Genomic DNA, 8,673 nt, shown 5'->3' with positions numbered 1-8,673 from the left:
AGCCAGCACATTGGTTGCCTGACTCACCGCATTCGCGAGCAAGCTCGCTCCCACAGGATTCCGGTCCGACCCGACTTTTCTGAGCAGAATTCATGACTCCCTTGCCCGCACCTTTACGCTGGCTCTACGCCCTGGAATGGCGCCGTGGTTTCTTCGACTGGGCACGCAGCGATGGCGTGACCTGGGTCTACATCTTCAAGGTATTGCTCGCCGCGTTCCTCACGCTGTGGCTGGCGATGCGTCTGGAACTGCCGCAGCCGCGCACCGCGATGATTACGGTGTTCATCGTCATGCAGCCGCAGAGCGGGCAGGTGTTTGCCAAGAGTTTCTATCGCTTCCTCGGCACCCTGGCCGGGTCGGCCATGATGGTCACGCTGATCGCGCTGTTCGCGCAGAACACCGAACTGTTCCTGGGGGCGCTGGCGATCTGGGTCGGGATCTGCTCGGCCGGCGCCGCGCGCTGCCGTAACTTCCGCGCCTACGGTTTTGTCCTCGCCGGCTACACCGCCGCGATGGTCGGGTTGCCGGCGCTGGCGCACCCAGACGGCGCGTTCATGGCCGCCGTGTGGCGCGTGCTGGAGATCTCGCTGGGGATTCTCTGCTCGACCGTGATCAGCGCCGCAATCCTGCCGCAAACCGCCAGTGCGGCGATGCGCAACGCCTTGTATCAGCGCTTCGGCGTGTTTGCCCTGTTCGTCACCGATGGCTTGCGCGGGCGCAGCAAGGCCGACGCCTTCGAAGCCAGCAACGTGCGCTTCATCGCCGAAGCGGTGGGCCTGGAAGGGTTGCGCAGCGTGACGGTGTTCGAAGACCCGCACATGCGTCGGCGCAACGGTCGCCTCAGTCGCTTGAACAGCGAGTTCATGGGCATCACCACACGCTTCAACGCCTTGCATCAGTTGCTCGAACGCCTGCGTGGCAACGGCGAAGAGCACGTGGTGGCTGCGATCAGACCGGGCCTGCAGGACCTGGCCGAAGTGCTCGACGGTTTCAGCGGCCGCGCCCTGACCAGCCCCGACGCCGCACGCCTGGCGATGGCGCTGGCGACCTACAAGGAAGGCCTGCCGACGCGGGTGCGAACCTTGCGCGCCATCTTTCAGGAGCGCGAACCGAGCGACGCCGAGCAACTGGATTTCCACACCGCGTACGAACTGCTCTATCGCTTTGTCGACGACCTGCACAGTTACGCCCAGACCCACGCGTCGCTGGCCGATCACCACCACGAACGCGAGCGTTGGGACGAGCCGTTCACCCCGCAAACCAACTGGTGGGCCGCTGCGGCTTCGGGGATTCGCGCCTCGTTCATCCTGATCGTGCTGGGCAGTTACTGGGTTGCCACCGCGTGGCCGAGCGGCGCGACCATGACGTTGATTGCCGCCGCCACCGTAGGTTTGTCTGCCGCCACACCCAACCCGAAACGCATGGCGTTCCAGATGGCGTGCGGCACCTTCCTTGGTGCGTTGATCGGCTTCGTCGAGATGTTTTTCATCTTCCCGTGGATCGACGGTTTTGCGCTGCTGTGCGTGATGCTCGCACCGGTGATCGTGCTCGGTTCGTTCCTCACTTCGCGGCCGCAGTACGCCGGGGTCGGCCTCGGTCTGCTGATTTTCTTCAGCACCGGTTCGGTGCCGGACAACCTGACCGTCTACAACCCCTACACCTTTATCAACGACTACATCGCGATGGTCATGGGCATGCTGGTCTGCGCGGCAGCGGGCGCAATTATTCTGCCGCCGAACAGTCGCTGGTTATGGCGGCGGCTGGAGCAGGATCTGCGCGGTCAGGTGGTGTACGCGATCAGCGGCAAGCTCAAGGGCCTGGCGTCGAGTTTCGAGAGCCGCACCCGCGATTTGCTGCATCAGGCGTATGGGCTCGCCGCCGGGCAGCCGACCGTGCAAAAGAACCTGCTGCGCTGGATGTTCGTGGTGCTCGAAGTCGGCCACGCGATCATCGAGTTACGCAAGGAGCAGGCGATTCTGCCGGTGCACCCGGCCTATACCGAATCGCAGCCGTGGCGCCAGGCGATCCGCGTGATGGGCCGGGCGCTGGTGCGACTGTTCCTGCAACCGAACCAGAGCAATCTGGAGCGCGCACTGGTGGCGGTCGATCACGCGATCAGCCGGGTTGCCGCCACCGACGAGCCGTTCGCGCCGCACTTCGACACCTCGGCCCTGCGTCGGGTGAAGAGCTACCTGCACTTTATCCGCACCTCGTTGCTCGACCCGCAATCCCCACTCGCGGCCTACGCCGTCGCCAAGCCCGAAGGACTTGCCCATGCCTCGTGAAATCGCCTTCCACGGCGTGTATATGCCGACCATGACCCTGATGTTTTTCATCGCTGCGGCGCTGGCCTGGGCGCTGGACCGGTTCCTCTCGGGGTTCGACCTGTACCGCTTCTTCTGGCACCCGGCGCTGCTCCGCCTGAGCCTGTTTACCTGTTTGTTCGGCGCGATGGCGCTGACTGTTTACCGTTGACTCTCTATCTCTGAAGAAGGCCCTGATGAAAAAGTTTTTCAGCCTGCTCGCGACCCTGCTGGTGCTGGCCCTGGCGCTGTGGATCGGTCGCTCGTTGTGGGAGCACTACATGAACACCCCGTGGACCCGCGATGGTCGGGTGCGCGCGGACATCATCAATGTCGCTGCCGACGTCACCGGTGAAGTGATCGACGTGCCGGTGCGCGACAACCAGTTGGTGAAGAAGGGCGATTTGCTGATGCAGATTGATCCCGAGCACTACCGCATCGCGGTGAAGCAGGCGCAGTCGCTGGTCGCCTCGCGCAAGGCCACCTGGGAAATGCGCAAGGTCAACGCCCATCGCCGCGCCGACCTCGACAATCTGGTGATCTCCAAGGAAAACCGCGACGACGCCAGCAACATCGCCGATTCGGCACTGGCTGACTATCAACACGCGCAGGCGCAGCTCGAGGCGGCCGAACTCAATCTCAAACGCACTGAAGTGCGTGCGGCGGTGGACGGCTACGTGACCAACCTCAATGTGCATCGCGGTGACTATGCGCGTATCGGCGAGGCGAAGATGGCCGTGGTCGACATGAATTCGTTCTGGGTTTACGGCTTCTTCGAAGAGACCAAACTGCCGCATGTGCGTGTGGGTGACAAGGCCGACATGCAACTGATGAGCGGCGAAGTCTTGAAGGGCCATGTGGAAAGCATCTCGCGCGGCATCTACGACCGCGACAACCCGGAGAGCCGTGAATTGATCGCCGATGTGAACCCGACGTTCAACTGGGTGCGTCTGGCGCAACGAGTGCCGGTGCGGATTCACATTGATCAAGTGCCGGAGGGCGTTTTGTTGGCGGCAGGGATTACGTGCACAGTGGTGGTCAGTCCGTTGGAATAAGAAGTTACTCGCGAGGAAGGGAGTCTTCGCGAGTAATGCTTATTGTTTTAAGTAACTAACGATAGTTGTTTGAGTTGGTCGATTGTAAGCATCTGTTGAATTTGTGTTTACTGCGTTTTTGATGTGTTAGTGTTCTTCCTGTCATCTGTCGATGGCGTTAATTAGTCAACTTTTCACTCGGTCTGGCATTGTTCAATGTCTTGCGGATGTAGTGTTGTTTATTATTATTAAAATGGAAGTTTCAGATAATGGAAGTGATTGAAATCAGGATGGATAATTCTGTCAGCCGTATTGTTGCCGGCGAACCGGTGACGCTCGGCTTTACCCTTGAAACCGATGGTACACCCCCACCCGTGGGCTCGCGCCTGCAGTTCAGGACTTACCATGGCGCCACTTTTTTGCATGCGTCAATGCCCCAGTCGGGCGCAACCTTGAGCCACTCATCCGGTTACAGCAACCTGACTATTACTGAGCCGCAAGTTACCGGCTGGAACCCAAGGCGAACACTTACCTTTACAACGGATCGCGATGTCGAACTGTCGAAAGTTACCGAAGTAATCGGCATGGTTTATTACCAGCCAGAGTATGAGGATGGCTATTGGCCGGTGTTCGTTCAGACGGGTGCAGAGCAGGCTATTTCAACGCGACAGGCATTCGCCGCAAAGTGGCAGGATGCCTCGGGCGGCTGGATTTACAGTTACGACGTTAAGGTCACGTCCAACAGCCAGCCATTCAGTCAGTGGAAATTTTCCAGTGCAGGGTTACCGGCGGGCACGAAAATCTACACCCAACCCTGGCTCGATGTTGTGCATGATGCAACCGAGGGCATCATCGAATTGGTGACGCCACCGGGTGACCAGTATCTGCTGGAGCCGGGCAAGGAACTGCCGATTTCGATCCAGCTGCTCTACCCGGCAGCGGCGGGACAAGCGCCTGAGTTCGAATCCCTGCCCAACCTCATGGCCGCGCCACGCTGACCCGGACGCTTCATTGCCATGCAGCGGTGAACGGGCTATCCCCGGGATCAGAGCTTGCCGTGCAGGCCGAAGCGCTTCATCAGCGTTGATTCCAGCAAGCCCTTTGGCAGCAGCGTCGCCAGTAACGGCAACGCCCGGCTGCCATTGCCGATTCGCGCCAACCGAGGCGGTTTGCTCTGCTGCACAGCCTTCAACAACTCGGCAGCAAACTCACGGGCCGGCGTCGGCTTGTCCTGTGAAGCCTTGGCCCGTGCGCGAATACCTTCGCGCACGGGAAACCACGGCGATTGCTCGTTGATCAACTGCTCCGCCTCATGCCCGGCATTCTTGGCAAAGCTCGACTGGATCGCCCCTGGCTGCACTTCCATCACGCGAATACCGAACGGCGCGAGTTCCATGCGCAAGGCATCGCTCAACGCATGCACCGCCGCTTTTGAAGCGCAGTACGCACCGGCAAACGGCGTAACCAGCACCCCCGACACGCTGCCAATATTCACCACCAGGCCTTTGGCCCGGCGCAACACGGGAAACAGTGCGCGGGTGACACCGACAATCGAGAACACGTTGGTTTCGAACTGGCGCTGCATGGCCGGCACGCCGCCGTCGAGCAACGGCCCCATCGCGCCGTAACCGGCATTGTTGATCAGCACGTCGAGGCCGCCGTGTTGCTGGTTGATGCGCTCACTCAATTGCTCCAGTGCCACCGCGTCATTGACGTCGAGTTGCACGGCGGTGAAGCCGGCCGAGGCCAGAGTCGCTACGTCTTCGGCCCGGCGCGCACTGGCCCAGACTTCGAAACCGGCGGCTTTGAAGGCGTCGGCGAGTGCGCGGCCGATGCCGCTGGAACAACCGGTAATCAACGCAACGGGCATGGCGCATTCCTTGTGCTAACAGTGGAGGAGGGGATCAGTCGGAGAAACTACCCTGCAATCGCTCGGCGCGAAACTCCAGGGTTTGCGGGCGATATCCGGGGCGCAGCGGTGGCATCGGCAGGCAATCTTCCCAACTGCCGCCCGCCTGCAATTCGCCAGGGCCGCGATAGCGCGGGGCGGTGTATTGGTTGTCGGCCAGATTGACCGTGTCGCCCGGTGCGTAGGCAGCGATGCGCCAGCGCAATTCGGTCAGCGGGACGTCGTTGCCGTTGTTCATTTTCAGTTGCAGTGGACGATCCGCCGGGCATTGTTCAGGCGCGTAGGTGATGCGCATCTCCAGCCGCGCCAGTTGCTTGATCTCGCGGTTGTCCAGCCACACCACCCACACCGCCACCAGGCCCAGACCGACAGCAGCGGCCACGGACACCGGCACAGCCTTGGCCGGGTACCGCAGCAACAGGACCAGCCAGGTGATGATCAGCAGGACGCCGATGAACATGTCGGAATACTCCTTGAATTCGTGAACACCATCCTACCTAAGGGGGGCGGGAATGGACATTCGTCGAGCAAACCTTCCTACCGTTGGTCGGCACTGTAATTTCTGACAGTAGCCTCCCATGTGTTCGGCTGTTCAGATGACCGCAGACAGGACGCCGTCGTCGTGCGGAGCGGACTTATGAGCATGCACAGCAAAACACCGCGACTTTCGGCCAACGACCCGCGAGGGCTGTCTGTGCGTGCGGTCGATTATTGGCGTGAGGTGGAGGGCACGTCTGCGCAAACCCGCATCAACCGCACTGGCTTTAATGCGGCCGGGCATGCAGTCGAGCAATGGGATCCGCGGTTGTGGTTGCTGCAGATGAGCGATCCGCTGGCGCCTGCCAACCTGACGATGGTTTACACATTGAGCGGTCAGGTATTGCATTCGGACAGCGTCGATGCCGGTACGCAGGTCGTCTTGCAGGGGCTGGGCGATGAAGTGCTGTTGAGTTGGGACAGTCGGGGCACCCTGCGCGAAGTTGAACATGACTTATTGTTACGCCCGGTTGCCGTTTTCGAAGCCGATGCGGGAGCACCGCGACGCTGCGCCGAGCGTTTTATCTACGGCGAGCCTGGTGTCGGTGAGCTGCATAACCAGTGCGGTCAGTTGATTCGCCACGACGATCCGCTGGGTAGCCTGCTATTCGACGCTTATGCGTTGGGTGGCCAATGTCTGCAGAACACCCGACATTTCACGCTGGAGCCGGTTAACCCGGATTGGCCGGAGCCGATCAATCAACGCGAGCAACTGCTGGAACCCGGGGAAGGCGCGACGACTGGCTGGCGTTTCGGGGCGCTTGGCCATGTCCTCGAACAGGTTGATGCGTGTGGCAATCGGCAGGGTTTCGAGTTGACCATCGCTGGGCGCCTGCGGGCCATTCACGTGCAGTTGCAGGCGCGCGCGGGTTTGACAACGCTGGTCAGTGATATCCGCTACAACGCTGACGGCCAGGTTGTGCAGGAAATCGCGGGCAACGGGGTGCTGACCACCCTGAGCTATCGGCCCGAGGACGGTCGTCTGCTGCAACGAAAGGCCAGCAGAGTCACGGGTGAAGTCGTGCAACATTGGGTCTACGCCTATGACCTGACGGGCAACGTGCTGAGCATCGAGGACAAGGCGCTGCCTGTGCGCTACTTCGCCAATCAGCGCATCGACCCGGTCAGTCGCTTTTACTATGACAGCCTCTACCAGATCTGTGCGGCCACCGGGTGGGAAGCAGGCGCTGCCAGCGCCGGGCCGGCGGCAATCGCCAATTACACCCAAAACTACCGGTATGACGCCGGCGGCAACCTGCTCGAATTGACCCACGTGGGCGCACAAAATCATGGCCATCAACTGCAAGCGGCGCGTTACAGCAACCGCTGCCTGCCGTGGCGCAATGGCGTGCCGCCCGACGAGGCGCAGATCGCGGCGGCGTTCGACGCCCGGGGCAATTTACGCATGCTGGATCAAGGGCGTCTGGTGCACTGGAATGGACGCAATCAGCTGGATTCGGTGGCGATAGTGCAACGCGAAAGCGCTGCGGACGATCGCGAGGTCTACCTGTATGACGGCAACGCACAGCGGGGGCGCAAGCTACGTTGGCTGCAGACCAATGCCCGCCGTGTCGTTGCGCAGGTGCGTTATCTGCCAGCACTGGAGTTGCGCACGGACAGTGGCACCGGTGAGGTGTTGCAGGTCATCACGGTTCAGACCGGTCTTAATCACGTACGGATCCTGCACTGGGACACGGCGCCACCTTCGGGTGTCAACAACCACTGCCGCTACAGTTTCAGCGATCACTTGGGGTCGATGGGGCTGGAACTGGACGCCAGTGCAGCGGTGGTCAGCCGCGAGCATTTTTATCCGTTCGGCGCGACAGCGTGGAGTGAAGAGGTGCAGGTCAGTTATCGAACGGTTCGTTATTGCGCCAAGGAACGCGATGCCACCGGCCTTTATTACTACGGATACCGTTATTACCTGTCCTGGTTGCAGCGCTGGTTGAATCCGGATCCGGCGGGCGCTATTGATGGGCATAACCGTTATCGAGCGATGCGCAACAACCCGCTGGTCTACGGCGACAGTGACGGGCGCAATCCGAACACGTTAGAGAAGAAACCTCACGATCGGACCTATCACGATATGGGCAAGCAAAAACTGGTAAACCCGGTGCAGGCTGCCGGCATGCAACCGGTGCGCAATTATTTTGCCGACAATCCAGACCCCAGGGTGCAGGATTACCGACGGGAAATTCCCGTGGAACTGGCCAGGCTTGGAGCCTCCAGCGATTCGCTGCTCAACACCCATCAGGCTCACGTAAGGGCCGCCGTGAAAACCCAGACTTCACCGCCGTCGGGGCCCGTGATGTATCACGGCGGCGAGGTGCTTTCGGCCGGCATCAGTTCGGTGTTCGGTGAAAAAACTGCAAGTCAGGTCATGGGCCCGATGTCGGACATTTTCAACAGTCCTGTCGAAGACCCACAAGTACTTGCCGCCAGGCGGGGGGCTGTGGCCACCACCATTAAATTCAGCGGAAAAATGCTGATGCACACGGCAAATCCTGCGCTGCAAATTGTCGGCGCGGCCTCTGTCGCGATGAGTAACATCATGGTGGCCTCAGAGGCGCAGACGCGCGTTCAGTACAAGCAGATGAGTGCGCCTGCCAATGTGCTGATGTCTGCCACCGTGGATGTGCCGCGAGCGTCTTTTCAGACGCTCCAGCAAACATTTGCTGCACCGCAGCGAGCACCGTCCCCGGATCAATCGGCAGGGCTGAGTTCGTTCGTCCAGCAAGCGTTTAATGCAGCCTTTGTGTCGTCTGCACCGGACGTTGTGCAGGCGGTCGATTACCTGGACAGCAGAGACGGAGAAGCCAGGCGCCCTCGTCGAGGGTCGACCTACGGCTAGGTGAACAAAAGCCCTCGCCCGACCCGTTGCGGATAGGGG

Annotated in this window: 7 protein-coding genes; 5 read left to right on the top strand and 2 right to left on the bottom strand. The window is 60.8% G+C overall.

Going from position 1 to position 8,673, the window contains the following annotated elements:
* The first annotated feature begins 92 nt into the window (after nucleotides 1-92).
* From DBR24_RS01355 to DBR24_RS01340, 4 genes are all read left to right on the top strand, one after another.
* Nucleotides 93-2,285, top strand: a complete 2,193-nt coding sequence (locus tag DBR24_RS01355) for an FUSC family protein (protein ID WP_128613650.1) — start codon at nucleotides 93-95, stop codon at nucleotides 2,283-2,285.
* Complete coding sequence (locus tag DBR24_RS01350) at nucleotides 2,275-2,475, top strand: DUF1656 domain-containing protein (protein ID WP_015096751.1); 201 nt, start codon at nucleotides 2,275-2,277, stop codon at nucleotides 2,473-2,475. Before DBR24_RS01355 ends, DBR24_RS01350 begins: the two co-directional genes overlap by 11 nt.
* A 25-nt stretch (nucleotides 2,476-2,500) precedes the next feature.
* Nucleotides 2,501-3,358 carry an HlyD family secretion protein gene (locus DBR24_RS01345; protein ID WP_123464815.1) on the top strand — a complete coding sequence of 286 codons (858 nt, stop codon included), beginning with the start codon at nucleotides 2,501-2,503 and terminating at the stop codon, nucleotides 3,356-3,358.
* A gap of 248 nt (nucleotides 3,359-3,606) precedes the next feature.
* Complete coding sequence (locus DBR24_RS01340; protein ID WP_123464817.1) at nucleotides 3,607-4,335, top strand: hypothetical protein; 729 nt, start codon at nucleotides 3,607-3,609, stop codon at nucleotides 4,333-4,335.
* Nucleotides 4,336-4,382: 47 nt separating this feature from the next.
* On the opposite strand, the gene DBR24_RS01335 is transcribed toward DBR24_RS01340, so the two are convergent.
* Together DBR24_RS01335 and DBR24_RS01330 are read right to left on the bottom strand one after the other, a co-directional pair.
* Nucleotides 4,383-5,207, bottom strand: a complete 825-nt coding sequence (locus DBR24_RS01335; protein WP_128613649.1) for an SDR family oxidoreductase — start codon at nucleotides 5,205-5,207, stop codon at nucleotides 4,383-4,385.
* 34 nt (nucleotides 5,208-5,241) lie between these two features.
* Nucleotides 5,242-5,706 (bottom strand): multidrug transporter, encoded by a 465-nt coding sequence (locus DBR24_RS01330; RefSeq protein WP_123464821.1) that lies wholly within the window; start codon nucleotides 5,704-5,706, stop codon nucleotides 5,242-5,244.
* Nucleotides 5,707-5,883: 177 nt separating this feature from the next.
* Here DBR24_RS01330 and DBR24_RS01325 point away from each other — a divergent pair, with 177 nt between their 5' ends.
* Nucleotides 5,884-8,634 carry an RHS repeat domain-containing protein gene (locus tag DBR24_RS01325; protein WP_128613648.1) on the top strand — a complete coding sequence of 917 codons (2,751 nt, stop codon included), beginning with the start codon at nucleotides 5,884-5,886 and terminating at the stop codon, nucleotides 8,632-8,634.
* The last annotated feature ends 39 nt before the right edge of the window (nucleotides 8,635-8,673 follow it).

Source organism: Pseudomonas sp. HMWF006, from assembly GCF_003061205.1.
In the GTDB taxonomy this organism is placed as follows: domain Bacteria; phylum Pseudomonadota; class Gammaproteobacteria; order Pseudomonadales; family Pseudomonadaceae; genus Aquipseudomonas; species Aquipseudomonas monsensis.
Note: the sequence above shows the minus strand (reverse complement) of the source record. Positions and strands in the feature narration are given on the sequence as shown.

Excerpts from the sequence above, each read along its gene's own strand:
- DBR24_RS01355 (WP_128613650.1), top strand. The coding sequence starts at position 93 with ATGACTCCCTTGCCCGCACCTTTACGCTGGCTCTACGCCCTGGAATGG.
- DBR24_RS01350 (WP_015096751.1), top strand. The coding sequence starts at position 2,275 with ATGCCTCGTGAAATCGCCTTCCACGGCGTGTATATGCCGACCATGACC.
- DBR24_RS01345 (WP_123464815.1), top strand. The coding sequence starts at position 2,501 with ATGAAAAAGTTTTTCAGCCTGCTCGCGACCCTGCTGGTGCTGGCCCTG.
- DBR24_RS01340 (WP_123464817.1), top strand. The coding sequence starts at position 3,607 with ATGGAAGTGATTGAAATCAGGATGGATAATTCTGTCAGCCGTATTGTT.
- DBR24_RS01335 (WP_128613649.1), bottom strand. The coding sequence starts at position 5,207 with ATGCCCGTTGCGTTGATTACCGGTTGTTCCAGCGGCATCGGCCGCGCA.
- DBR24_RS01330 (WP_123464821.1), bottom strand. The coding sequence starts at position 5,706 with ATGTTCATCGGCGTCCTGCTGATCATCACCTGGCTGGTCCTGTTGCTG.
- DBR24_RS01325 (WP_128613648.1), top strand. The coding sequence starts at position 5,884 with ATGAGCATGCACAGCAAAACACCGCGACTTTCGGCCAACGACCCGCGA.